This is a genomic window from Mycetocola sp. TRD_SC_2 (assembly GCF_055361225.1).
The window spans coordinates 2,667,930-2,692,077 of the sequence record NZ_CM143954.1 but is presented as its reverse complement, the minus strand read 5'-3'; the positions used below and the strand labels follow the sequence as shown (position 1 = coordinate 2,692,077).

General features: G+C 65.4%; 22 protein-coding genes. 10 read left to right on the top strand and 12 right to left on the bottom strand.

All coding sequences use genetic code 11. The features are described from left to right. Positions 1 to 10: 10 nt before the first annotated feature. The 3 genes from ACWA1Q_RS12875 to ACWA1Q_RS12865 form a co-directional block, all read right to left on the bottom strand. Positions 11 to 838 carry an ABC transporter permease gene (locus ACWA1Q_RS12875; RefSeq protein ID WP_463757874.1) on the bottom strand — a complete coding sequence of 276 codons (828 nt, stop codon included), beginning with the start codon at positions 836 to 838 and terminating at the stop codon, positions 11 to 13. A gap of 84 nt (positions 839 to 922) precedes the next feature. Further along, positions 923 to 2,107: an extracellular solute-binding protein gene (locus ACWA1Q_RS12870; RefSeq protein WP_463757873.1), complete on the bottom strand. Its 1,185-nt coding sequence runs from the start codon at positions 2,105 to 2,107 to the stop codon at positions 923 to 925. A 53-nt stretch (positions 2,108 to 2,160) separates the two neighbouring features. Further along, entirely contained in the window at positions 2,161 to 3,222 is a 1,062-nt protein-coding gene (locus tag ACWA1Q_RS12865) for an ABC transporter ATP-binding protein (RefSeq protein ID WP_463757871.1), read from the bottom strand. A gap of 144 nt (positions 3,223 to 3,366) precedes the next feature. On the opposite strand from ACWA1Q_RS12865, the gene ACWA1Q_RS12860 reads away from it, so the two are divergent. Both ACWA1Q_RS12860 and ACWA1Q_RS12855 read left to right on the top strand, forming a co-directional pair. After that, a complete protein-coding gene (locus ACWA1Q_RS12860; RefSeq protein WP_463760868.1) occupies positions 3,367 to 4,158 on the top strand; it encodes a FadR/GntR family transcriptional regulator in 792 nt (263 codons plus the stop codon). A 73-nt stretch (positions 4,159 to 4,231) separates the two neighbouring features. Then, complete coding sequence (locus ACWA1Q_RS12855) at positions 4,232 to 4,954, top strand: cache domain-containing protein (protein ID WP_463757869.1); 723 nt, start codon at positions 4,232 to 4,234, stop codon at positions 4,952 to 4,954. 27 nt (positions 4,955 to 4,981) lie between these two features. On the opposite strand, the gene ACWA1Q_RS12850 is transcribed toward ACWA1Q_RS12855, so the two are convergent. Further along, complete coding sequence (locus ACWA1Q_RS12850; protein WP_463757867.1) at positions 4,982 to 6,556, bottom strand: HNH endonuclease signature motif containing protein; 1,575 nt, start codon at positions 6,554 to 6,556, stop codon at positions 4,982 to 4,984. A gap of 203 nt (positions 6,557 to 6,759) precedes the next feature. Between ACWA1Q_RS12850 and ACWA1Q_RS12845 the strand changes: the two genes are divergently transcribed. The 6 genes from ACWA1Q_RS12845 to ACWA1Q_RS12820 are packed head-to-tail and all read left to right on the top strand — an operon-like array spanning position 6,760 to position 14,075. Beyond that, positions 6,760 to 7,809: a LacI family DNA-binding transcriptional regulator gene (locus tag ACWA1Q_RS12845; RefSeq protein ID WP_463757866.1), complete on the top strand. Its 1,050-nt coding sequence runs from the start codon at positions 6,760 to 6,762 to the stop codon at positions 7,807 to 7,809. 11 nt (positions 7,810 to 7,820) lie between these two features. Then, positions 7,821 to 9,122, top strand: a complete 1,302-nt coding sequence (locus ACWA1Q_RS12840; protein ID WP_463757864.1) for an extracellular solute-binding protein — start codon at positions 7,821 to 7,823, stop codon at positions 9,120 to 9,122. Positions 9,123 to 9,125: 3 nt separating this feature from the next. Continuing rightward, a complete protein-coding gene (locus tag ACWA1Q_RS12835; protein ID WP_463757862.1) occupies positions 9,126 to 10,091 on the top strand; it encodes a carbohydrate ABC transporter permease in 966 nt (321 codons plus the stop codon). After that, on the top strand, positions 10,091 to 10,954 hold the full coding sequence (locus ACWA1Q_RS12830; protein ID WP_463757861.1) for a carbohydrate ABC transporter permease: 864 nt from the start codon (positions 10,091 to 10,093) through the stop codon (positions 10,952 to 10,954). Before ACWA1Q_RS12835 ends, ACWA1Q_RS12830 begins: the two co-directional genes overlap by 1 nt. Before the next feature lie 2 nt (positions 10,955 to 10,956). Further along, a complete protein-coding gene (locus ACWA1Q_RS12825; protein WP_463757859.1) occupies positions 10,957 to 12,027 on the top strand; it encodes a glycoside hydrolase family 130 protein in 1,071 nt (356 codons plus the stop codon). A 38-nt stretch (positions 12,028 to 12,065) separates the two neighbouring features. Further along, positions 12,066 to 14,075 carry a hypothetical protein gene (locus ACWA1Q_RS12820; protein WP_463757858.1) on the top strand — a complete coding sequence of 670 codons (2,010 nt, stop codon included), beginning with the start codon at positions 12,066 to 12,068 and terminating at the stop codon, positions 14,073 to 14,075. A 47-nt stretch (positions 14,076 to 14,122) separates the two neighbouring features. On the opposite strand, the gene ACWA1Q_RS12815 is transcribed toward ACWA1Q_RS12820, so the two are convergent. Beyond that, the gene (locus ACWA1Q_RS12815) at positions 14,123 to 14,962 is read right to left on the bottom strand and encodes an exodeoxyribonuclease III (RefSeq protein ID WP_463757856.1); all 840 of its coding nucleotides are present in this window, start codon (positions 14,960 to 14,962) and stop codon (positions 14,123 to 14,125) included. A 54-nt stretch (positions 14,963 to 15,016) separates the two neighbouring features. On the opposite strand from ACWA1Q_RS12815, the gene ACWA1Q_RS12810 reads away from it, so the two are divergent. Further along, the gene (locus ACWA1Q_RS12810; protein ID WP_463757854.1) at positions 15,017 to 16,018 is read left to right on the top strand and encodes a TIGR03557 family F420-dependent LLM class oxidoreductase; all 1,002 of its coding nucleotides are present in this window, start codon (positions 15,017 to 15,019) and stop codon (positions 16,016 to 16,018) included. Continuing rightward, complete coding sequence (locus tag ACWA1Q_RS12805) at positions 16,018 to 16,773, top strand: coenzyme F420-0:L-glutamate ligase (RefSeq protein WP_463757852.1); 756 nt, start codon at positions 16,018 to 16,020, stop codon at positions 16,771 to 16,773. Before ACWA1Q_RS12810 ends, ACWA1Q_RS12805 begins: the two co-directional genes overlap by 1 nt. Here ACWA1Q_RS12805 and ACWA1Q_RS12800 read toward each other — a convergent pair. From ACWA1Q_RS12800 to ACWA1Q_RS12770, 7 genes are all read right to left on the bottom strand, one after another. Then, positions 16,770 to 17,600, bottom strand: a complete 831-nt coding sequence (locus tag ACWA1Q_RS12800) for an ABC transporter ATP-binding protein (protein ID WP_463757850.1) — start codon at positions 17,598 to 17,600, stop codon at positions 16,770 to 16,772. The two genes, ACWA1Q_RS12805 and ACWA1Q_RS12800, sit on opposite strands and share 4 nt — an antisense overlap. Next, complete coding sequence (locus tag ACWA1Q_RS12795; RefSeq protein WP_463760866.1) at positions 17,597 to 18,664, bottom strand: putative F420-0 ABC transporter permease subunit; 1,068 nt, start codon at positions 18,662 to 18,664, stop codon at positions 17,597 to 17,599. The genes ACWA1Q_RS12800 and ACWA1Q_RS12795 overlap by 4 nt, the downstream gene beginning before the upstream one ends. 8 nt (positions 18,665 to 18,672) lie before the next feature. Beyond that, a complete protein-coding gene (locus ACWA1Q_RS12790; RefSeq protein ID WP_463757849.1) occupies positions 18,673 to 19,692 on the bottom strand; it encodes a putative F420-0 ABC transporter substrate-binding protein in 1,020 nt (339 codons plus the stop codon). A gap of 127 nt (positions 19,693 to 19,819) precedes the next feature. Beyond that, positions 19,820 to 20,668 carry an ABC transporter permease gene (locus ACWA1Q_RS12785; protein WP_463757847.1) on the bottom strand — a complete coding sequence of 283 codons (849 nt, stop codon included), beginning with the start codon at positions 20,666 to 20,668 and terminating at the stop codon, positions 19,820 to 19,822. Next, positions 20,655 to 21,611 (bottom strand): ABC transporter ATP-binding protein, encoded by a 957-nt coding sequence (locus ACWA1Q_RS12780; protein WP_463757845.1) that lies wholly within the window; start codon positions 21,609 to 21,611, stop codon positions 20,655 to 20,657. The genes ACWA1Q_RS12785 and ACWA1Q_RS12780 overlap by 14 nt, the downstream gene beginning before the upstream one ends. After that, positions 21,608 to 22,693 (bottom strand): LolA family protein, encoded by a 1,086-nt coding sequence (locus tag ACWA1Q_RS12775; protein WP_463757843.1) that lies wholly within the window; start codon positions 22,691 to 22,693, stop codon positions 21,608 to 21,610. The genes ACWA1Q_RS12780 and ACWA1Q_RS12775 overlap by 4 nt, the downstream gene beginning before the upstream one ends. Positions 22,694 to 22,771: 78 nt before the next feature. Next, positions 22,772 to 24,106 (bottom strand): aminotransferase-like domain-containing protein, encoded by a 1,335-nt coding sequence (locus ACWA1Q_RS12770; RefSeq protein ID WP_463757842.1) that lies wholly within the window; start codon positions 24,104 to 24,106, stop codon positions 22,772 to 22,774. Positions 24,107 to 24,148: the final 42 nt, after the last annotated feature.

Sequence of the window (24,148 nt, the reverse complement as noted above, 5' to 3'; positions counted from 1 at the left end):
AGAGAACTCCCTACATCCGCTCGAGCGCGCCAGTGCGCTGCACGCTCAGCAGATAGACGACGACGAAAGCGATGGGCACGACCGCAAACGCCGCGGCGATCGGCGGGTTGAGGTTGATGTTCGACGCGATGATGCTTCCGATCATCTGGGTGGAGCCGCCGACGAATTTGGCCGCGATGTAGTCACCCAGACTCAGCGAGAAGGTAAAGATCGATCCGGCGATGATGGCCGGTTTGATGAGGGGAAGAACGATCGTGCGGATCGTCCGCCATGCCCCAGCGCCGAGGTCGGCCGATGCGTCGAAGAGATTGGCGGGGAGCTGCCGAATCGCTGTATAAACAGGAACGGCCATGTACGGCAGCCACAGGTAGGTCAGGGTCAGGATGACGGTGGTGATGCTGAAGCTGGGACCCGTGATCCCGAAGGGTGCAAGCGCCCAGTTGAAGAAACCGGCGTCTGTGAAGGTCACGCGCATTGCGAGAATCTTGACGAGATAGCCCGCCCAGAGCGGGAGTGTAATGGCGACGGCGAGCAGAGCGCGAAGCCATGGTTTCGCGATCTTCGCCATGAAGATGCCCAGGGGAACCGAGATCAGCATGCACAGCGCCGTCACGGCGAGGGCGATGAGGAGGGTGCGGACAGCCGTCGACAGGTAGGCCGGGTTCGCGATCAGTTGCTCGAAGTTGCGGAGAGTGAAGCCGGGTTTCACTTTCGACGTGAACGGGTCGGTCGTCCAGAACGCCGTCACAAGAAGCATGACGAGCGAGAAGATGTAGATGCCGACGAGCCAGAACATCGGCAGGGCGAGCAGTCCCGCAAGGTGAGCGCGACGCTTCATGGGCGTTACCTTTCAATCGAAGTGTGGCCGGTCTCAGCCGAAGATGGCTGGGCGGTGCCGTCGGGCACCGCCCAGCCTCGCGGGCTAGCCCTTGACGGTCAGCCAGGCGTCAGTCCACTCCTGGAAGTTCGTGCACTGCACGTCGGTGCGGCCATCGATGCACTGTTCGATGGGGGTGGTCCAGAACCACACCTTCTTGAAGTACTCCTCGTCGGTGGCGTTGAAGTAATCGCAGTGTGCTTTCGCTTCGTCATTGAGGTCGCAGAATGCGGCGTTAGCAGGAGCCATGCCGAATCCCATGGCGATCTGACCGTTCACCTCGGGGGCGCTGGTGTAGTCCATCCACGCGTACGCGCAGTTGGGGCTGTCGGATTCAGCGGAGATCATCCAGGCGTCGGACCAGCCGGTCGATCCTTCTTCAGGAAGGACGCTCTTGAATTTCTCGTCCTCGCTGAGCTTGCGCAGTACTTCCCACGACGTTCCGATGACGCTGTTCCCGCCGACAAACGACGTGATCTGCGCGGCAGGGTCTGCCCAGTACTCCGAGACGATCTTGTTCTGCTGCTTGAGAAGGTCGATCGCTGCAGCGAGCTGCTCCTTGTCGAGTGCGTAGGGGTTCTCGATGCCGAGGTCCGGCTCGTGCGCCATCAGGTAGACGGCGGCGTCCGCGATGTAGATCGGTGCGTCGTATCCGATGATCTTTCCGGCGTACGGGCTGTCGGACTCCCACGCCACAGACCAACTCGTCGGCTCTTCCGTCACCACTTCGCTGTTGTACTGCAGGATGTTCGCGCCGCGGCCGATGGGCACTCCGTACGACTTGCCGTTGATCGTGTCGTAGATCTGGCCCTTCATTCCCTCGACGATGTCGTCGCCGAAGTTCGGAACCAGGTCAAGGTTGATCGGGGCGACGTCGCCACCGGCGATGAGGCGCAAGCTCGCGTCGCCCGAAGCCGACACGAGGTCGTAGTCGCCGGTGCGCATGAGCTGAACCATCTCGTCGCTGGTGCCGGCGACGCGACGGTTGACGGTGCATCCGGTTTCGGCCGTGAAGTCGTCGGACCAGGCGGGCTCGACGAATCCGCTCCACGCGACGATGTCGAGCGAGTCTTCGAAGTCGCCCATCTTTTCGTGCATCGGGAGATCGGGTACGTCGATCTTGAGTGCGCCTCCGCCGGCGTCGGACTCGTCAGCGCTTGCCGTACAGCCGGTAAGCGCGAGGGCGGCGACCGCAACGACTGCGGCGCCGGTGAAGAACCTGCTTTTCATGGACTGCTCCTTGTGTCGGTATTTCCTGGTGCTGGATGAGTGATGTCGTGGTGTCAGGGCAAGGTGGCGGCGTGGTCATTTGTCCAGGCCACGCGCACTCTGTCGCCGCGTCTGACCTCAACGTCGGCTGCCGGGTGGTGACTGTTCTGGGTTTCGGTGATCAGCCGAATACCGTCGGCGGTATCCACGAGAACGCGTGTGGTTGGACCGGTGTACACGATCTCGGCGACCGTGCCAGCGAGGATGATGTCGTTGTCGGATGCCGTGTCCGCTTCGGTCAGGAGACGGACGCGCTCCGGACGTACGCTGACGACCCGCGCTTTCCCGGTGAGCCGTTCGACCGTGTCGGAGGGAATGATGTTCGAGAGGCCGAGGAACCGGGCGACGAACTCAGTCTGTGGGTACTCGTACACCTCCCTGGCAGTTCCGATCTGTTCGATTCGTCCGTTGTTGAAGACCGCCACTCGGTCGCTCAGGGTCAGGGCTTCTTCCTGATCGTGCGTCACGAAGATGAAGGTGATTCCGACGTCTCGCTGGATGCTCTTGAGCTCGATCTGCATTTCTTCTCGGAGCTGCTTGTCGAGTGCACCGAGTGGTTCGTCGAGCAGCAGAACCCGCGGACGGAGGATGAGCGCGCGAGCGAGGGCGATGCGCTGGCGCTGACCTCCGGAGAGCTGGTGGGGCAAGCGTTCTGCGACGTGTCCGAGCTTGACCTGCGCGATCGCGCTCGCGACGGCGGCCTCCCGGTCGCCCTTGGATTGCCCACGAACCCGCAGTCCGTACGCGACATTCTCGGCGATCATGAGGTGAGGGAAGAGAGCGTAATCCTGAAAGACCGTGTTGACCGGGCGCTGGTGTGGGGGCATCCGCGTGAGATCTTCGCCACCGATCCGGATGCTGCCGCTCGTCGCGTCTTCGAAGCCAGCGATCATTCGCAGAACTGTGGTCTTGCCAGAGCCCGAGGGGCCGAGCATGGACAGGAACTCGCCCTGCGGAACGTCGAGATCCAGATTCTGCACAGCGGTCAACTCGCCGAAGGTCTTGCTCACGCCGGTGAGGGACACGTCTCCCGCTGCCGTCGATGGAGCCATGGTGGTGGCGATGGGTGACGACATGCGGTTCTCTCCTCGGGACGACTCTGTGCTCCGTGCACGAGTAAACATATAAAACCAGATGTCATATTTCAAGCGTGTGTCACAATCGTGACATTCGCGTTCCACGACGCTGCCGGAGGGCGACAGGACGTGCCGGGTGAGAGGATGGGGATCGTGAGCAGCCAGCCCCAGGCGTCGGATCGGCGACCACATCGACTCCAGGGTGCGATGTTCCTCCCGATCGGTGACGCTGGTCGGGCCGAACTCGTGGAACGGCGAATCTCCGAGGCAATCACCGGAGGCCACCTGCGGGCTGGCGATCGACTCCCCTCGGAAGCAGATCTTGCGCGCACCATGGGCGTTGCGCCGGTCACCGTTCGCGAGGCTCTCCTCGGGTTGCGATCGCGGGGACTCGTCGTCACCCGTCGTGGCAGGAACGGCGGCAGCTTTGTCTCGGAAGAAGCCGATCCTTTTGAGTTTGCCCGTGAGACTCTCGTCGCGTCATCGCGATTCGCGATCCGTGACCTCGGAGTGCATTACGCCGCTTTGACGATGGCAGGAGTCCGGTTGGCTGCGCGTCGCTCGGCCCCGATCGAGGTCGCGGCCATCCGTTCGCGGCTGGGCAGGCTGGACGGTCTCGCCGGGCGGGAGCTCAGCCCAACTGAACTCGGCGCGTGGCGTCAGAACATGGACGATCTGGTTCTTGAGCTCGTAGCCCTGAGCCAGTCGGCGCGCCTCACTCGCGACCAGATGCGACTGCAGGCGGAGCTTTCGCCGCTGCTCCGTCTCATCGACGTCGATGCTGGTATCCGGGTGCACCACCGCGAGTTGTTCGAAGGTGTACTCAGCGAGGTCGAATCCGGCGACGAGGACGCCGCGGGATCAGCCATTGAACGGCTCATCGCCCACGCCATCGATGCGCTTGACGAGCTGCGTTTGCGGGCAGATGATGCCTGATCGGGTGCCGCCTGTGTACGATGCCGTTCACGGTGATGTCGCTTTGACGCAGCGCTCGATGATGGGAGACGGCATGTCCGCGACGACGGTCCCGACGCCCGGGGATGCTGTGACGACGGTACTCGAGTCCGCTTCCTCGATTGTTTCTGCCTACTTCGCCAAGCTGCTGCCCATGCTTGAGGAGCACGCCGCCCGGCTCGCGAGTGAAATCATCGAAAGCGGGAGCGAAGGGCTGACAGCCACTCGCATGGATGACCTCGTCGAACCGCACGCGAATGAGCTGCTCAACTTCGCCGATGAACCGATCTACGGTGCCGGCTTCATCGCCACCCTGGATCTGCTGGCTGACGCACCCAGTCATCTGGCGTGGTGGCAGGGCGCAGACCGGCGGAAGCTTGTATTCCCGCCGCAATCGATCAAGCAGAGCATCGACTACCGAGATCTTGAGTGGTTCCGGGTCCCATCGATCACCGGGAACTCGCACGTGGCAGGGCCATATGTCGATTACCTCTGCAGTGACGAGTACACGATGACGGCAGCAGCGCCGGTAGCAGTCGACGGCACTTTTGTTGGAGTCGCAGGTCTTGATGTGCTGATCGAAACGATCGAGCGGCGCCTGACGCCGCCGCTGCGGGCGCTCGCCAGCCCGGTGCTCCTCGTCAATGGGGTGAGCCGGGTCCTCGTCTCGACAGATCGCCGCTTTTCGGCCGGTGATGTTCTGCGAGCGGACCGCGTCGAGGTTCTCGAACGGCGCGGATGCGACGCTGTCGACCTCGAGGTCGTCATCCTCCGCTGAGGGCAGTCGCGCGGCGGCGCTGCGTCGTCAGAACGGTGGCGGTTCATCGGGTGTCGGAACGGGCGGCGCCTGCGGCAGTTCTCGCTGCTCGGGTGGTGCGGGCTTCGGCGGCGGCTGCGGGGCGGATCCGAAGCCGGGCGGAGTAAGCAGCACCTCAGGTTCTGTGACGTGGCTCCTGCCACCGGGGGAGACCCACTCGAGCACCCCCTCGCCCCGCTGTTCCACCTTCCAGGTGGACTGATGTTTCAATCGATGATGTTTTCGACACAGGTGCGACAGGTTCTCGCACTCGGTCCGACCACCGAACGCGGCAGCCTGCGTATGGTCGAGGTCACAGTGTGCCGCGGCTCGATTGCACCCCGGGAACCTGCAGGTGCCGTCGCGGTATCGCAGGTACCGCTTCATCGCTTTGGTTGGCCGGTACTGAGTGTTGTCGAGGGCAATCGGAGCGCCCGTTTTCGGATCGGTCAACATCCGGTACCAGGTCCTGGACTGCCCGGCGAGAGCTCGGGCGCTGTCTGCATCGATCGGACCATAACCCTCGAGAACGGCTGGGGAGTCCGTGATCCCCAGAAGCGTGAGTGCGGGAACCGCTACCATAACGGTCGGCGAAATACGCCGGAACGCCGATCCGGCACCAAGCGGCGACCCGGCGCCAAGCGGCGACCCGACCTCCTTGTTTCCTGGCGTTGGGGCAACCTCCCCGGACAGCCCAACCGACACAGCGTCGGTGAATACGTCTGCCGTCAGTTGCGTCAGGGTGCGAGCATCGCGCGGACTCTGCGCCGATATCGCGGCGTCGCGTGCGGCGCGATAGATCGACGAGGCCTCCGGGGCGGTCGTGTACAGGCTCAGCCATGCCATCCCGTCGTCGGCAGGCTGAAACTCGAGGCGGCGGCCCTTCGCGGAGCGGGCAACGCGGTCGGTGATCGACTCCGGGTCGAGGTTCTCACGCAACAGGCGCGTCTTGGCGCGGAATTTCGGAACCGTCAGAGTTCTCGCATGCGGCAGCGCCTGCTCCTCGAGCGCCAGGGCGGCATCGTTACCGAGAGCGGCGGTCTGGTCGACCATCACTCGAGCATGCCGATACGAGATGTCGCCAGCTCTGATGGCCCCCATGGTCGCTGGAAGCCGATGCATCAACGCCTCCGCTTCCGCGATCGTCCCGATCACCGTGGCCTCCGGCATCCGCAACGCACAGGCAAGTTCTGCGACCAGCGACCGTCGCGCCATCTCCTGCTGCTTCGCCGGCGACAACGTCGACCCCAGTATGGGCACCCCGTGCAGCGTCGCCTCGGATGCACGCCGCGCCTCATCGACGAGCTCGACCTTCCACGCTTGCCTTCGCGCCTCTGCCCGGTCGATCTCCGCGATCTCATCCACGATGCTCGAACAGCTTTCAGCGAGAACCCGGGTGTAGCTTGACTCGACAAATTGCGGGGCGGATGCCTCGGTGTCGTCGGGCGCTGCGTCGTCGAACTCCTGGAGAGGCGGCCAGGTGCCTACGAATTCCACGCCATCGCACTCCAGCGGCGATCTGGACGAGAGGTTCGGCTGCAGCTCAGCGCGCCTCTCGTTACTGTCGTCGTGGAGTTCTTCCATGCCCCAATTCTTCCGGCGGCCACCGACATTCCGCCGATACGAAGCCGGTGAAAAGACCCGGCTGTGGATAGTTTTCAAGCCAGAACAACCTGTGGAGAAACGGAAGCTCGCGCGCAATCCTTGACCCAACACCTAAACCGGTATAGTTTGAACCTAAACCGGTTAAGCTGCGCCGGGAAGCCGTTACTCAGCGTGGAGACGACATGGCACTTCGCAAGCCGACCATCACGGATGTGGCGCGCACCGCCGGAGTCAGCAAAGGCCTCGTCTCGTTCGCCCTCAACGACAAGCCCGGTGTCTCTCCCGAGACCCGAAAGCGAATCCTCGAAGTCGCCGGAGACCTCGGCTGGCGCCCCAGCCTCTCTGCTCGATCCCTGTCGACCCGCACATCATTCGCTCTCGGTCTCGTGATCCGCCGCAAGGCCGAAGTGATCAGCGCGGACCCGTTCTTTCCCGCCTTCATCGCGGGAGTCGAATCGGTCCTCACCGAAGAGGGCAGGGCACTCGTGCTCAGCGTCGTGCCCGACGCCGAAGCCGAGCTCCGCACGTACCGGACACTCGCTGGTGACAACCGCGTCGACGGAGTGTTCCTGACCGACCTCCGGGAGAACGACGAGCGCTTCGCCGAACTCGCCGACCTCGGGCTGCCCGCCGTCGCCCTCGGCCACCCGGCAGGCCGCGACGACATGCCCTTTGTCCAGGTCGATGACACCCACGGAATCACGAGTGCCGTCGAACACCTCGCCTCCCTGGGCCACACGCGCATCGCGCACGTCGCCGGCGACCCGCTCATGATGCACGGTGGACGTCGCCGAAGCTCATTCGACGAGGCGATGCGAGGAGCAGAGCTCGACCCGTCACTCGTGATCGACACCGACTTCTCCGCCTCCAGCGGAGCGGATGCCACGAAGCGGCTCCTCGACGACCCTCGCCCTCCGACAGCGATCGTCTACGCCAACGACCCCATGGCAATTGCAGGACTCGGCGTCGCACAGCAACGGGGACTTCGCGTGCCCGACGATCTGTCGATCACCGGTTTCGACGGCACCGACATCTCCGGCTATGTCTTTCCAGCCCTCACCACCATCACGAGCGACCCGGCGGAGTGGGGCAGGGTCGCAGCGCGCACCCTGCTGGAACTCATCGGCTCCGGCTCAGCCGAGAGCGTCGAGCTTCCGCCCGCCTCACTTCTCATCCGGGCCTCTACCGGCCCAGCACCATCAGACAGCGGCAAACGCGCCGCCCGCAGTTAAGGAGAAACACCGTGCAACGACGCACTCGGATCACCGCGACGGCCACAGCAGCCATCGCCCTTCTCGCGCTCACCGCCTGTTCGGGCGGAGGAGGTGGAGGGGGTGGCGCCAGCGACGCCCTCTCCGCTCGGGGAGACATCACCATCTGGTACTCGAACAACGAGCAGGAAGTCGCCTGGGGCAAAGCCATGGTCGAGGCGTGGAACGCCGAAAACCCTGACGAGCAAATCACGGGGCAGGAGATCCCTGCAGGCAAGTCGAGTGAAGAAGTCATCGGCGCTGCCATCACCGCGGGCACCGCGCCCTGCCTCGTCTTCAACACCGCACCATCCGCTGTGGGTCAGTTCCAGAAACAGGGGGGTCTCGTCGATCTCGCCTCGTTCGAAGACGGAGTCTCATACATCGAGGAACGCAGTGGAGAATCCGCCGCGCAATACGAGGCACCCGATGGCGGCTACTTCCAGATGCCGTGGAAGTCGAACCCCGTCATGATCTTCTACAACAAGGACATGTTCGCCACAGCGGGGCTCGACCCGGAGAACCCGGACCTGTCGACCTACGACGACTTCCTTGCGACCTCGCGGACGCTCGTCGAATCAGGAGCAGCCCCGTTCGCCATTAACCCGGCACCGACAAGCGAGTTCTTCCAGACCCAGTTCGACTTCCTCCCGCTGTTCGCCGCTGAAACCGGTGGCATGGGACTCGTGGAGGACGGCAAGGCCACATTTGCGGGAGAAGAGGGGATCGCGGTCGCCGAGTTCTGGAAGACGCTCTACGACGAAGGCCTCTCCGGTCGCGAGCAGTACCAGGGCGATGCATTCGCCGACGGCGAAGCTGCCATGGCGATCGTCGGCCCGTGGGCCGTTTCGGTCTATCAGGATGCCGTCAACTGGGGTGCCGTTCCGGTTCCGACGAGCGACGGGACCGCGCCGGAGGACACTTACACGTTCAGCGATGCCAAGAACGTCGGCCTGTACTCGGCCTGCGAGAACCAGGCGACCGCGTGGGACGTGCTCAAGTTCGCGACGAGTGAGGAACAGGACGGCCAGCTTCTTGAGCTGACCGGCCAGATGCCGCTCCGTGCGAACCTCCCTGACACCTACCCGGATTACTTCGAAGCGAACCCGGCGTACACGCAATTTGGTGACCAGGCGTCGAGAACCGTCGAAGTCCCGGCCGGCAGCAATACCGTCGAGATGCTGCAGGACCTCCGCGACGCGTACACCCGCGCCGTGATCTCCGGTGAAGGTGACCTCGAAGAGGCACTGAAGGCTGCGGCCGAGAAGGTCGACGCTCTGGCCGAAGAGGGCTAAGTCATGCCATCCGAGACACTCGGCCGCTCCGCGGGGGTCACCAGCCTCAGCGGGCCGGCCGGGTCGGGTGCACGCAAGCCGCCGGCCACGCAACGGGTGTTCGGCAAGAACCCGCTCGGCGCACTGCTCAGTGCGCCCTACCTGCTGTTCGTCGCCCTCGTCTTCGCATATCCGCTGATCTTCGCCGTGTACATGTCGCTGCACGACTATTTCTTCTCCGCACCCGGCGCGACGGTCGACCGGCCCTTCGTTGGAATCGACAACTACGTCGAAGCGCTGACGGACCCCGAAGTTCTCCGGTCGTTCCTCAACGTCGGTGTGTTCCTGATCATCAATGTTCCCCTCACCGTCGTCCTGTCGATCGTCCTCGCCACCGCACTCAACCGGGTTGTCCACCTCCGCGCGTTCCTCCGCGTGAGTTTCTATGTGCCATATGTCACGGCGAGCGTCGCGGTGGTCGGTGTCTGGCTGTTCATGTTCAGCGGCGGCGGGCTCATCAACACCGTGCTCGGACCGATCGCTCCCGACCCGTCCTGGCTGATCAACCCGACCCTGGCGATGCCCACCATCGCGCTCTTCGTCACCTGGAAGCAGCTCGGCTTCTTCATCCTGCTCTACCTCGCCGCCCTCCAGAACGTGCCGAACGAGCTCTACGAGTCGGCCTCGACCGACGGTGCCGGGCCGGTGAGATCGTTCTTCTCGGTCACCGTTCCCGGAGTGCGACCAGCCACGGTTCTCGTCCTCGTGCTCGCCACGATCACCGGGGCAAACCTGTTCACCGAGCCGTACCTCCTCACCGGGGGCGGTGGGCCGAACGGCGCATCGACCTCTCCGGTATTCCTGATGTACCAGCAGGGTCTCCAGCAAGGAAAACCTGGCTTTGCGGCCGCAATCGGTGTCGTACTCGTCATCGTCGTTCTGATTATCGCTTTGCTGCAGAACCGGTTCGCCGGTGGAAAGGAGCAGTGATGGTCATCCGTCGCCGCGCCCCCGGCGAACTCAGCCGCGGCCAGACGATCCTCCGTGGCGTCGTGCTCGGTGTTGGCGCACTCGTCTTTCTCTTCCCGTTCTACTACATGGTGATCGGGTCGCTGCAGACAGACCCGGACACATCGCTCGGCGGGATCTTCCCGAATCCGGCGAACATCACCGGCGAGAACTACGTCGCGATCAACGAACGCATCAACCTGATGACGGGCCTCGTCAACTCCGGCATTTTCGCCGGCGCTGTCGTGCTCGGCACGGTCGTGTTCGGGATGCTGACCGGTTACGCCCTCGCGGTTCTCAAATGGAGAGGCCGCGGGACCGTGTTCGCTCTCGCCCTGCTCGTGCAGGTCGTCCCGTTCCAGCTGCTGATGATCCCGCTCTACGTGATGATTGCCCGTGACTACGGCCTCGGCGACACCCATCTGGGCATGATCCTGCCGTACCTGATCAACTCGACAGCCGTCGTGATCTTCCGCCAGTACTTCCTGCAGATCCCCAAGGAATTGTTCGACGCGGCACGGATCGACGGCGCCGGGGAATTGCGGGTGCTCTGGCAAGTCGCCATTCCGCTCGTGCGCCCCGCGCTCGTCACGGTGATCCTGCTCACCTTCATCGGACCGTGGAACGAGTTTCTCTGGCCGTTCCTCATCACAAAGGAGGCGAGCCTGCAGCCGCTCGCCGTCTCGCTCGCGAATTACATCTCCACCGTGGCGGCATCCACGGCGAACCCGTTCGGCGCCATGCTGGCCGGCGCCGTCGTACTTGCCGCACCGGTCGTCATCCTGTTCATCTTCTTCCAGCGGTTCTTCATCTCCACGGACATCGGGTCCGGCGTGAAAGGTTAAACATGTCAGTTCAGTCCACCGGATTCCCGTACCAGCTCACCCGGGTCGGCGTCGTCATGACCCCGGAGCCCGGAAACAAATTCGAAGCAGAAGGAGTGCTCAACCCCGGCTCGGGTCGCGGGCCGGACGGCGAGCTCTACCTGCTGCCCCGGATGGTCGAGGCAGGCAACGTCTCCCGCGTTGGTCTTGCGCGTGTTGTGATCGAGGACGGCGTTCCTGTTTCGGTCGAACGCGAGGGCATCGTGCTCGCTCCCGACCGCGGCTGGGAACGCGGAGTCGGCAATGCCGGCGTCGAAGACCCACGCATCACCTGGATCGAGGAACTCGGTCTCCACGTGATGACGTACGTCGCATATGGTCCCCTCGGTCCACGGAGCGCGATCGCGACGTCGTCAGACCTCCGCACGTGGACCCGGCTCGGCCCGGTGCTGTTCGCCTATGACGACGATCTCGACATGGACCTCAATCTGTTCCACAACAAGGACACCGTGTTCTTCCCCGAAGCGGTGACCGCACCCGATGGCATCCGCAGCTTCGCCGTGCTCCACCGGCCGATGTGGGACCTCGACGAGGTCAAGCAGGGCCAGGGCATCCGCGTCCCCGCCGGGGTGGAAGACGAACGGCAGAGCATCTGGATCAGTTTCGTCCCCGTCGAAGACGTCGCGCGCGACATCCGTGCACTGACGCTGTGGCGAGGTCACCGATTCCTCGCCGGCCCCGAGTTCGCGTTCGAAGCGGTCAAGGTGGGCGGAGGACCTGCGCCTCTCCGCGTTCCTGAGGGCTGGCTGCTGCTTCACCACGGCGTGACCGGTGTTCTCGCTCGCGCTTTCGACCAGCAGCAGAACGTCAACTACGCCGCTGGCGGAATCCTCCTCGACGCCGACGAGCCCTGGAAAGTCGTGGCCCGCAGCGCCGAACCGCTCCTTTCCGCTGAAACCGAGGACGAGAGAAGCGGCATCGTCCCGAACGTCGTCTTTCCGACCGCGATAGAAAAAGTCGGCGATGTGCACTTTGTCTTTTATGGCATGGCAGACTCGAAGATCGGTGTTGCCCGGCTGGAGAGCGTAAGCTGACGGATACTCACAGCACCGGAGCTTGAGAGGAGTGGCGGATGTTCTCACGAGCGCGAAACAAAATCGCCGCGGTTCTGACCGTCGGGGCTCTCGCCATCGGTGCACTCGGTATCGCAGCACCTGCCGCAGCAGCGCCCGATCCGCTCACAAACCTCTCGCATCTCGACTTTCTTCTCGACGAAGTGGCGCCAGCCGACACCGCTGAGCACACCACCTACCGGCTGGCCGAAGAACCCGAACTCGTCATGCCATGGACCTACGCGGACGCGAGGGATGGCGGAACATTTGAGCGCGTCGGCGGCGGTCCACGCGACCCCGAGACCGGCCACTGGGGGCAGGGCGCATATAACGCCGACGATGTGACCCGCACCGCCGTCGTTTACCTGCGCCACTGGCAGCAGTTCGGAGACACCGCGTCCAGGGAGAAGGCATACGAACTTCTCCGCTCGGTCGCCTACCTCCAGACAGCGGCGGGACCCAACGCCGGCAACGTCGTGCTGTGGATTCAGGACGACGGAACGCTCAACCCCAGCGCAGAACCGGTCGAACTGCCCGACCCGTCCGACTCGGCTGAGAGCTACTGGCTCGCCCGCACGCTGTGGGCCTTGGGTGAGGGATACGCCGCCTTCCGCGATGTCGACCCCGAGTTCGCCGCCTTCCTGCAGGACCGTCTGCAGCTCAGCGTCGCCGCTGTCGACCGGCAGGTTCTCGACACCTATGGCACGTACCACATGGTCGACGGCGTAAAGCTACCGTCGTGGCTCATCGCCAACGGTGCAGACGCCAGCGCAGAGGCCGTTATCGGCCTCGCCGCGTATGCAACCGCCGCGCCGACGGATGCTGCCGCTCGTGACACCCTGTCGAAACTGGCTGAAGGTATCTCCAGGATGGGTGCCGGGAACGCTCGCACCTGGCCGTATGGGGCGATCCTGCCGTGGGCGGAATCGCGAACGATCTGGCACGCCTGGGGTTCCCAGATGCCTGCGGCGCTCGCTGCGGCATCCACCACTCTCAGCACGAAGAACCTGCTCGGCCCGGCCATCACCGACTCCGCGGTCTTCGATCCGATCCTGCTGACGGCGGGCGGCCCCGACAACGGCTGGCAGCCCACCCCAACCGATCGCACCCAGATCGCGTACGGCGTCGATTCGCGACTGCAGTCCCTGCTGGCCGTGTCGGACGTCGCGAAGTTGCCGGGCCTCACCGAGCTCGCCTCGCTCGTCGGAAGCTGGTACTTCGGAACCAACGCCTCCGGCGAACCGATGTATGACCCCGACACCGGCGTCACGTACGACGGGGTGTCAGCGGAGGGCGAGATCAACCGCAACAGCGGTGCAGAGAGCACCATCCATGGTCAGCTCTCGATGCTCGCCCTCGATGCACACCCCGACGTTGCCGCCCAGGCGACGGGCGTGAACACCGTGGAATCCCGATCCGGGCTGAGCACGGTCGAAGCAGAAACCGCCACATCGACCGGCTCGGTCGTGACCCCCGAATCGCGATGGACTGGAGAATCCCTCTACTCGGGAACCGGTTATCTCGAACTCAGCCGCGGGGAGACCGCGTCGTTCCGCCTGCCGGCGGCGACAGCACCACGAATCGTTGAACCCGTTGTGTTCTCCGCTGAGAACGGCAACGGGAGGTCCCTGTGGCGAAGCGGCGTCCTGCCGCTCGGCGTGCTCAAGCATGGCGTCGGCGCTCAGGGGATTTCGGCTGTGCCCGGTGCCCTCCTGCCCCAGCCGCTCCCCATCTCCGTGCCGGCCAAGCATTCTTCGGTATCCGTGACCGCGCTCAACCGCACGGTGTCGCTCGACGCGCTCATCGTGCGACCGGTCGTCGGTCGTCTTGTCTTCACCGGCGACGCCGGACGGACCGAACTGGCGCACTCGTCGAGCGCGACTCCACAACGGGTGCAGATGAACGCCGATGGGGGAGCGGGAACGCTCCGCAGCTACAACGCCGGCGGCAAGCTCGTCGCGTCACACAACATCTCCGGCCCGGCCACGGTCACCATCAAGCCCGGCGGATTCGCCATCGTCACGAACTAGACGGCTCGAACGAGCCTGACGAACGAGCCTGACGAACGAGCCGCGATCTAGAAGATCATCGGCCGATCGTCGTCATCCTCGGTCGGAAGATCGAGATCAACAACGACGGGAACGTGGTCGCTCGGGGCCTCGCCCTTGCGTTCGTTGCGGTGGATGGAGGCATCCGTCACGAGGTTCGCGAAGTCGGGAGAGCCGAGGATGAAGTCGATCCGCATGCCCTCGTTGCGGGGGAAGCGGAGCTGCTTGTAGTCCCAGTAGGTGAAGCCCTCAGGAACGATCGGCCGCACGACATCGGTCAATCCGATGTCTCCGAAAGCAGCGAGCGCGTCACGCTCCGGCTGCGAGACGTGGGTGGAGAGCCCCGGGATGACCGTGGGGTCGCCCATGTCTGAATCGAAGGGCGCGACGTTGAAGTCCCCCATCAGGGCGAACGGGACGCCAGGATTCGCGGCCAGCCAGGCGGCGGCATCCGTTTTCAACCGGGCGAGCCAGTCGAGCTTGTAGATGTAGTGCGGGTCCTCGAGAGACCGGCCATTGGGGACGTACAGGCTCCACAGCCGGACACCGTTGATCGTCGCACCCATCGCGCGGGCCTCGAGCGGAAGCCCGGGGCCCTCTTCGCCCTTGAGAAAACCGGGCATGTCGGTGAACGCGGTGACGACATCCTCGATCGGGAGCCGGCTGGCGAACGCAACACCGTTCCACTGGTTAAGTCCGTGGATCGCGAGTTCGTATCCCGCCTCCTCGAACACGTCGGCCGGGAACTGGTCCGGCCGGCATTTGATCTCCTGCATCGCGAGCACGTCGATGTCTTCACGCACCATCCAGTCGACGGTTCGACGAACGCGGGCACGGATCGAGTTGACGTTCCAGGTGGCAATGCGCATGGACTCAACGCTATCCGACGCCGGCGACACCGAAGTGTGCGCAAGGATGGGGGGATGGGTTCTCTCTCGGTCGGTTACGCCGCGATGCTGGAGCAGTTCGCGCCGCAGGAAGCGGTCGCTTTGAGCGCGCTCGCGGAGCAGCACGGGTTCACCGGGGTGATGGCGACCGACCACTTCCAGCCGTGGGTTCCTCAGCAGGGCCAGTCATCCTTCGTCTGGAGTGTTCTCGGGGCGCTGGGGGAGCGCACCACCGGTGACTTCGGCACCGGGGTCACCGCACCGACGTTCCGGCTGCACCCGGCGATGGTCGCGCAGGCCTCTGCGACCCTCGCCTCGATGTATCCGGGAAGGCACTGGCTCGGCCTCGGCTCCGGGGAGGCGCTCAACGAACACGTCGTCGGGCAGTACTGGCCCGAACCCGCCGAGCGCATCTCGCGCATGTTCGAAGCCGCTGACATCATCAAGAAGCTGTTCGCCGCGTCTCTCGCCGGACGCGATGCCCGGCACGCGGGCCAGCACTTCAAACTCGAGTCGACCCGGTTGTGGACCATGCCCGAGGTCGCCCCGGAGATCCTCGTCGCAACGGCTGGCCCCGTCACGGCGAAGCGGGCAGGAAAACACGTCGACGGTCTCATCACCGTCGGTGCTCCTCTCGAGAAGATCTCCATGCTGTTCGGCCGATTCGCCGAGGGTGCCCGCGAATCCGGCCGCGACGCAGCCACCATGCCCAAGGTGCTGCAACTCCACCTGTCGTGGGCGCGAACCGATGAAGAGGCCATGCGCAACGCGCTCGTCGAATGGCCCAACGGCGGCATGAGATTTCCCAAGGCCGACATCCGCTCCCCGTTCGAATTCGAGCAGATGGCCAAGATGGTCCGCGCCGAGGACTTCGAGGGGCGCATGGTCATCTCCTCCGACCCCGACGTGCACCGCGCCCACATCCAGCGCTTCGCCGACCTCGGCTTCGACCGGATCTACCTGCACAACGTCGGCCGCAATCAGCGCGACTGGATCGAGACCTTCGGCCGCGACGTGCTCCCGAAACTGGTGCGCTGATGCTGTCGATCTGGGCCCCGGACGGAATCGGTGAGATCTCCTCCGGTGACGACCTGGCGAGAATCGTGACGGATGCCGTCGGCGCAGACCTCGCCGACGGAGACATCCTCCTCATCACCTCCAAGATCGTGTCGAAAGCCGAGGGTCGCCGCATCCTCGCCGCCGATCGCGAACAGGCCATCACCGACGAGACTGTTCGCGTGGTGGCCCGTCGGGAGCATCCGAACGGGGTCACCCGGATCGTCGAGAACCGGCTCGGCCTCGTCATGGCCGCGGCGGGAGTCGACTCGAGCAACACCGACGAAGGCACCGTGCTCCTGCTGCCGGTGGACCCGGACGCTTCCGCCCGCGCGCTCCGCTCAGCTGTGCACAGTGCCCTCGGAATCCGCGTCGGCATCGTCATCACCGACACCGTCGGCCGGCCCTGGCGCGAGGGCCAGACCGACATCGCGATCGGGGCCGCCGGCATCCGTGTCGTCGATGACCTGCGCGGTCAGACGGATGCTTCTGACCGCTTGCTGACAGTCACCATCACCGCTGTCGCTGATGAGCTCGCGGCAGCTGCAGACCTCGTCAAGGGCAAGGCGTCGGGGCGCCCGGTCGCTGTTGTCCGCGGGCTCGCACACCTCCTCACCGAGGAGGACGGGCCAGGAGCTCGCGCGCTCGTTCGCAGCGCCGAGAAAGACATGTTCCGGCTCGGCTCCGACGAGGCATACGCCGCAGGATTCGCGGCGGGCACCGAGCGGTCGGTCTAGGTCGTGTCGAACGCGATCAACGGGCGCCCGGTCCGTGGGTGCTCGAGCACATCGGCTCGCACTCCGTAGACGTCGCTGATCAGGTCACCGGTGAGAACGGATGCCGCGGGCCCGGCAGCGACGACGGCACCCGCCTTGAGCACGATCACGGAGTCGGCGTACGCCGCCGCGATGTTGAGATCGTGGAGCGCGGCAAGCGCGGTGATCCCTGCCGCGGTCTGGGCACGGACGAGCGACAGCAGGCTGAGCTGGGCGCGCACGTCGAGGTGATTGGTCGGCTCGTCGAGGAGCAGGAGCCGGGGCTCCTGGGCGAGTGCACGAGCGAGGTGCACCCGCTGGCGTTCGCCGCCGGAGAGGGTGTCGAACGGGCGGTGCGAGAACTCCGTCATGCCGACGGCCGCCAGCGCGTCCGCAACGATTTGCCGGTCGACCGGCCCCTCTGACGCCCAGCGGGGAATATGCGGGGTCCTGCCGAGGAGTACGACGTCTGTCACCCGCAGACCCGTGTCACCGTCGCCGTGCTGTTCGCTGAGGGCGACGAGCCTTGCCCGGTCGCGTCGCTTCATCGCGAGCAGATCGTCGCCGTCGAACAGCACGGCGCCGGAATCCGCGGGGAGGGTTCCGACGAGCAGCTGGAGGAGCGTCGACTTGCCGGCACCGTTGGGCCCAATCACCGCACCGAACGACCCGACCGGCAGCGACACGTCGATACCGTCGATGACGAGCTTTCCGTCTCGCGCGAAGGTCAACCTGTTCGCGGTGAGAGCATCCTGCCCGGGGGCGGAGAGCGCGTCGCCGATCCCGGCGGCGGGGTTCGTCGTCGTCATCGAATCCTCCGGGCTTTCAGCAGCAACAGCGCGAAAACGGGCGCCCCGACGACGGCGGTGAGGATGCCGACGGGCAATTCGCGCGGATCGAACAGGGTGCGGGCCCCGGTGTCGATCCAGATCAGGAAGATGGCACCGGCGAGAGCGGACAGCGGGAGCACAACCCGGTTCCGCTGCCCGGCGACGAGCCGAACCGCGTGCGGCAGGATCAACCCGACGAAACCGATCGACCCGGAGACCGACACCATCGCCCCGGTGAGCAGCGCCGTCGCACTGAGCATCAGCCAACGGGTCGAATTCACCCCAACACCGAGAGCGGATGCTGCGTTGTCACCGAACGCGAACGCGTCGAGCGTGCGGCCGGTGAGCATGAGCGGGATCCCGACCAGCAGCAGCGCACCGAGCGCGATCGCGACGGCGGGCCAGCGCGCACCGCTCAGGGAGCCGAGCAGCCAACTGAGGATCTCGCGGTAGGTGTCACCGGTCGCCGACCAGAAGATGACGAGGCTCGTCAGCGCTCCCAGGAATGACGACACGGCGAGGCCGGCCAGAACGGTGCGGGTAGGGGTCAGCGCGCCGGCGGCTCCCGCAAGCAGGAGAGTCGCGAGCAGAGCGACAAGCGCGCCCGCAAACGCCGCGACGGGCAGGAGGACTCCGACGCTGAGAATGATGACCGCGACAGCACCGAGGGACGCTCCCGATGACAGTCCGAGGAGGTACGGGTCGGCGAGCGGGTTTCGGGTGATCGCCTGCATCACGGTGCCAGAGAGGGCGAGGCCCGCGCCGACCGCGGCGGCGGTGAGGATCCGTGGCATCCGCAGTTCCCAGATGATGCCGTCACGCAGCGGCGACAGTACGTTCCCGCCGAGCAGCGTTGGGTCGAATCCCAGGTGCCCGAGGATCGAACCCCAGACCTCGGCGGGGCGAATGTCTGCCGGGCCGAGCGTGACACTGAAGACGATCGACAGCAGCAGGATGCCGGAGAGCACGAGGACGAGCGCGACGGTGGGCACGCGCCCGCGCTCCCGCCGGGCGGATGCCGCCTCGGGTGCGCTCGTCGCCATCGTCACCGTCACAGTCCGAGTGCCTCCAGTTGTTCGACAAGAGCCTGTGCAGCTTCGACATTGCGGACGCCAGCCTCGGTCGCCGCGAACGGCACAGTGATGAACCGTTCGTTCACGACAGCGTCGAGCTTCGCCGTCGCCGGGTTCGACTGAAGCACGCCGATCTTCTTCTCAGCGCTGCCCCAATCCGACACGACGAGGATGATGACGTCGGGGTTCGCGTCGACGACGGCCTCCCAATTGAACGAGGTCCACGATTCGGGTACGTCAGCGGCGATGTTCTCGATACCGACGGCATCCATGATCATCTGTGGGGCCCCAGCGCCGGCACCGACATACGGGGTGTCGGAGCCGCTCGAGTACCACAGCGCGCTCGTTCCGGCAGCGGTGGTCAGTTCGCCCAGGGCGGCCCGCTGTTCGGCGACGAGTGTCGTGGCGGCGTCTTCCACGCCGAAGATCGAGCCGACCTCGGCGATCTGGTCGAAGACATCCTCGAACCGCAACTTGGCGGGTTTCCCTTCCGACTGGCAGGCGGCAGGGGAGACATAGGTGTTCACACCGAGGTCGGCGAGGGACTCACGATCGCCGGCACCGTCCGCCGAGAAGTTCGACTCCCAGCCCGCAAAAATGAAGTCGGGTTCGAGGGTCAGTACAGCTTCCTGCCCGGGCACCTTGTCGCTCACAACGGGAACGTCCTCACCGCCGAGATCTTCCGGGGTCGGACCGTCCGGGAACGCCTGGCCGATGAGCCGGTCTTCGAGGCCGAGTGCGAGCAGCATTTCCGTCGACGTGGACTTGATCGTCAGCACGCGCTCGGGCGCCTTCTCGATCGTGACCTCTGTGCCGCAATTGTCGACGGTGAGAGGATACGCGGATGCCGTCGGCGCGCGCGATTCGGTCGGCTCGGGGACCGGGCCGGCGGTGCATCCGGTCAGCGCGACGAGGCCGGCCAGAACGCCGGTGGCCGCCAGAGTACGACGGCGGGGCAGCATACGGCGGGGAGAAACGGGGGAACGGGAGATCGTCATGAGGCCTCGGATGGGGAGAAGTGGGCAGGGTGCAGCGCGAGATGCGGTACGACCTGCCACCCAAATCCGGGCAAGCTCACCCGGTCACAACCGACCGGTGGTCAGGTTCGAGAGTACACCTGTCGTGTTACGAGAGGATGTCCTTCGTCGTGAATCTGCTGTACGCCAGTGCGAAGAACACCACCGCATAGCCACCCTGCAGCAGCGCATTCGCGCCGAACGCGCTCGCGTCCATCGGCTGGCTCAGCAATCCGGCGAAGTCGAGCCAGGTGTCGGTGAACAGCCACGGATGCAGCCACTCCAGCTGAGGGAGGGCACCGAGAATCTGGGACACCACAGACACGACAACGGTCGCAGCCATCGCTCCGACAGGAACCGATGTCAGCGACGAGATGAACAGCCCGATCGCGCTGAGTCCGATCAGGGAGAGGCTGACGTACGCGGCGACGAGGAGGGCCCGAACCGCCGACTCGGGAACGCTGATCACGTCTCCGGAGAGCAGCGTCACCGGACCGATCGGAAACAGGAGAGCCCCGATGATCGTTCCCGCGAGCACGAGCGTGAGGGTGGCGACGATACAGAACGCGATGGCCCCGGCGAACTTCACGATCAGCAGGCGAAGCCGCCCTGCCGGGGCGACGAGCAGGTACCGCAGCGTGCCATGTGACGCCTCACCGGCGAGGGTGTCGCCGGCGACGACGCCGACGGTGAGCGGAAGGAACAGGGGGATCGCGACCACCATCGCGGTGAAGCTCACGAACAGGCCGTTCTGGGTCACCCGGTCGAGAAACGGTGGGCCCTGCCCCGGCTCGACACCGGCCGAGGTCAGCCGCAGCGCAACGGCGAGCAGGATCGGAATGAGCGCAACGGCGGCGAGCATCGCCCAGGTCCGGCGCCGGCCGAAGAGGATCCGAAGCTCGGAGGCGAGAAGTGAGAGCCCGGCGACTTGCCTCACTTTCGGTTCAACGGACGACATCGAAGCCCTCCCCGGTGAGGTCGACGAAGCGATCCTCGAGGCTCGGCTCCTCGATGGCGAATCCAGTAACGCGAACGTCCGCTGCGACCAGCGCGGCGACGATGTCGTTCGACGCGGCAAACCCGGGCGGGAGCAGGGCGGTGACGTCTGCGCTGGAGGCGTCATAGTCCTGTGAAGAGGGGTCGAGACCGAAACCGGCGAGGACGGATGCCGCGGGGCCGGGATCCGCTGTGCGCACGCGGACGTGCCGCTTCCCCGCGCCACGGAGCTCATCGAGTGAGCCCTGCGCGACGAGGGAACCGGCGCTCATGATCGCGGCGTGCGTGCACACCTGTTCCACCTCGGCGAGCAGGTGACTCGAGACGAACACCGTCGTGCCCTCGGCGGCGAAGGACCGGACGAGTGCGCGGACCTCCCGCGTTCCCTGCGGGTCGAGGCCGTTCGTCGGTTCATCGAGCACGAGGAGTTCTCGCGGCTGGAGGAGGGCGTTGGCGATCCCGAGGCGCTGCTTCATTCCGAGCGAATACGCCCCGGCCTTCTTTTTCGCCGCCGCGGTGAGGCCGACCCGCTCCAGCGCGCGGCGGACGCGCTCGGTGCGCGTGCGGGGCGAGGCGTGCCGGTCGGCGCTGTCGAGCCGTCGGAGATTGTCTTCACCGGAGAGAAACGGGTAGAAAGCGGGGCCCTCGACGAGAGCACCGACGCGAGGCAGGACGTCGAGGATCCGGCGGGGCATCGATTCGCCGAGAACCGACATGTCGCCGCTCGTGGCATCCGCGAGACCGAGGAGCATCCGGATGCTCGTCGTCTTGCCTGACCCGTTCGGCCCGAGGAACCCGAACACTGACCCGCGCGGCACCGCGAGGTCGATCCCCTGCACGGCCCTTTGGCGGCCGAAGTTCTTTGTCAGCGCCCGGGTTTCGATCGCGAGGTCAGGAGCGGTCATCCCTCGGCGGCCGCGGCCTGCAGTCGTTCGAGTGGAACGGACCCGGCCAGCACGCGGCCGTCATCGGTAAGCAGAACGGTGATGAGCGCGGTCGAGAACATGCGGCCCCCGTCGACCTTCGTGGTCAGCTGGTCGAGGAGCGGATCGGTTGTGGCGTCGCCGCTCGCGGTTTCCATGCTCACTTCGACGATGGCATCCCAGCCGGTTCCGATCACGCGAGGCTTCTCGCCGGAATCCACGTCCTCGGAATGCTTGTCGGAATGGTCCTTGTCGCTCGGCGCTGAGGGGAACGGCTTCTCTTCGACCGTGACTCCGTCGCCGGGGGTGAAAGTGAACAGGTCTGCAGACGGCTCGGCCAGATCGATCGAGGTGAAACCGACCGAGAACGCGGCGTCCTCCTGGCCATCCGCATGCACGGATACCCGGAGCGGAAGGCCGGTTTCGGAATCCACGGCGATCGACACGGACTCGGCGAGGGTCTCCGATGCCTTCGGTGTCAGCACGAGCTCGTACACCGTGCGGCCCGCCACCGTGGCATCCGTTCCGACGGAGAAGTTGGTGCTCGGCCCGAGTTCGTCGAGGAACCTGTCGGCAAGTTCGGCCGGGGTCGCCGTGTTCGCTGCACCCGTGAGCTTGTCGCGCATGGCGTCGCGGGCGTCGGCGGGAATCGCGACGTGTGTGGCGACGTTGGTTTCGGAGTCGTACAGCCAGGCATCCGTGGTGTTCATGATGGCGTTGCGTTCGGCAAGCTGGTCGGTGATCTGAACCCGGACGTTCTCCGAGCCGTTCACGAAGACACGCGCCTCGTGCGAGCCGCTCAGCATCTCGAAGGCGGAGCCGACGGTGTCGCCTGCGCCGGGCATTCCCTCCGGAAGCGTCGGCAGGCCGAGGTCAGCGTTTTTCTCGACCGTTCCCGAGAAGGAGTCTTCTGTGCTGGAGGCGATGAGCTCGAGAACCTCGTCAGCGGTCTTGTCCGGCAGATCGACGGATGCGCCGGCCGACAGCGGAACGAGGGCTATTCCTCCCACGACGAGGGCAGGAACAACGATGGCTGGGAGCCACTTACGGGATGAGCGCGACACGAGACATCCTTTGCCTGGAACGGATGCTGTCGATGCTACGCCGCGAAACCGCAAATGACACCCGGGTACGGCAAAGCCTCAGCGTCCCGGAGCTACGGTCGAGAGCGCCGCGGCGACGTCCGTCTGGCCCTCGCGGAGCATCCCGACCGTGACTCTGACGAACTGGCGCTCATCCGGCGCCGAGAGGTACGGCGTTCCACCCGTGACCCGGATGCCTGATGCGGCGAGCTGGACGAGGGCGTGGCGTTCGTCATCGACCTCGACCCAGGTGTTGAGGCCGTCCGTCTCGGCCGCAGGGCGGCCAATATCACGCATGGCCTCGGCGAACATTCGCTGCCGTGAGTAGTAGACGCTCCGGGCGGCAGACACGGTGCTCATGGCGTCGGAGCTCGTGAGCAGTTCGACGAGGATGGTCTGCACCATCCGGCTGGTCCAACCAGGGCCGAGCATCCGGCGGGCGACGACCTGGTTGATGAGGGCAACAGGACCGCCCAGGGCGGCAATCCGGAGATCGGGCCCATGTGACTTCGAATAACTGCGGATGTGGAGTACCCGCTCGGGGATCCACCGGCCGAGGCTGATCTCCGTCGACGCACTGATCCCCGCGGAGTGATCGTCCTCGATCACGATGAGCCCGCTCGCCTGGCGGCTGGCGGCGATGATGCGCGCGAGTTCCTTGCCGCGTTCGACGCTCATCGATATCCCGGTCGGGTTCTGGGCGCGCGGCTGAAGGAGCAGGGCGGCTGGACCGAGCTTCAGTGCCTGGTGGAGTGCAGCGGGCTCGAGGCCGTTCGCATCGACGGGAACCGGAATCCTGACAGCGCCGAGTTGGTCGAGAAGGTCGAAGAACGGCGGGAACGACGGATCCTCGACGATGACGCGGTCGCCGAACCGGATGACCTGCTCGAGCGACCGGGAGAGTCCGTCGAGTGCGCCGTCGACGACGGTGATCGCCTCGACGTCGTATGGCCACACCGTCTGCAGGTGTTTCAGCAGCGGCGAAATCACCGGTAACTCCTGATAGCTGAAGGTTCCGGCGTACTCGGAGACCCGGGAAAGTGCCAGGGTGAGATCGGGGAGAAGCAGCGGGTCCGGAGCCCCGCGGGAGAGATCGAGCCTCGCATCACCGAGATGCCCGGCCATGGACTGCACCCGCGGCGTCAGCCACGGCACCGGTGCGGACCGCACGAAGCTCCCGCTGCGGCCCTTTGAGATGATGAGCCCGACGCTGCCCATCGCCTGCCAGGCCTGGCTGACGGTCGCTGGGCTGACGCCGAGTTCCGCCCCGAGTTCTCGCACGGTCGGCAGCCGGTCGCCCGGCGCGAGGGTGCCCGCGGTGATGAGTCTCGCGATGGCCGCTGCGATTCCCTTGGGGGAGCGGTCGTCGATGATTTCTCCGTACGCCAGATCCATAAATCTGCCTTCCGCCCAAACTGGGTATTTACTCACGCGTCA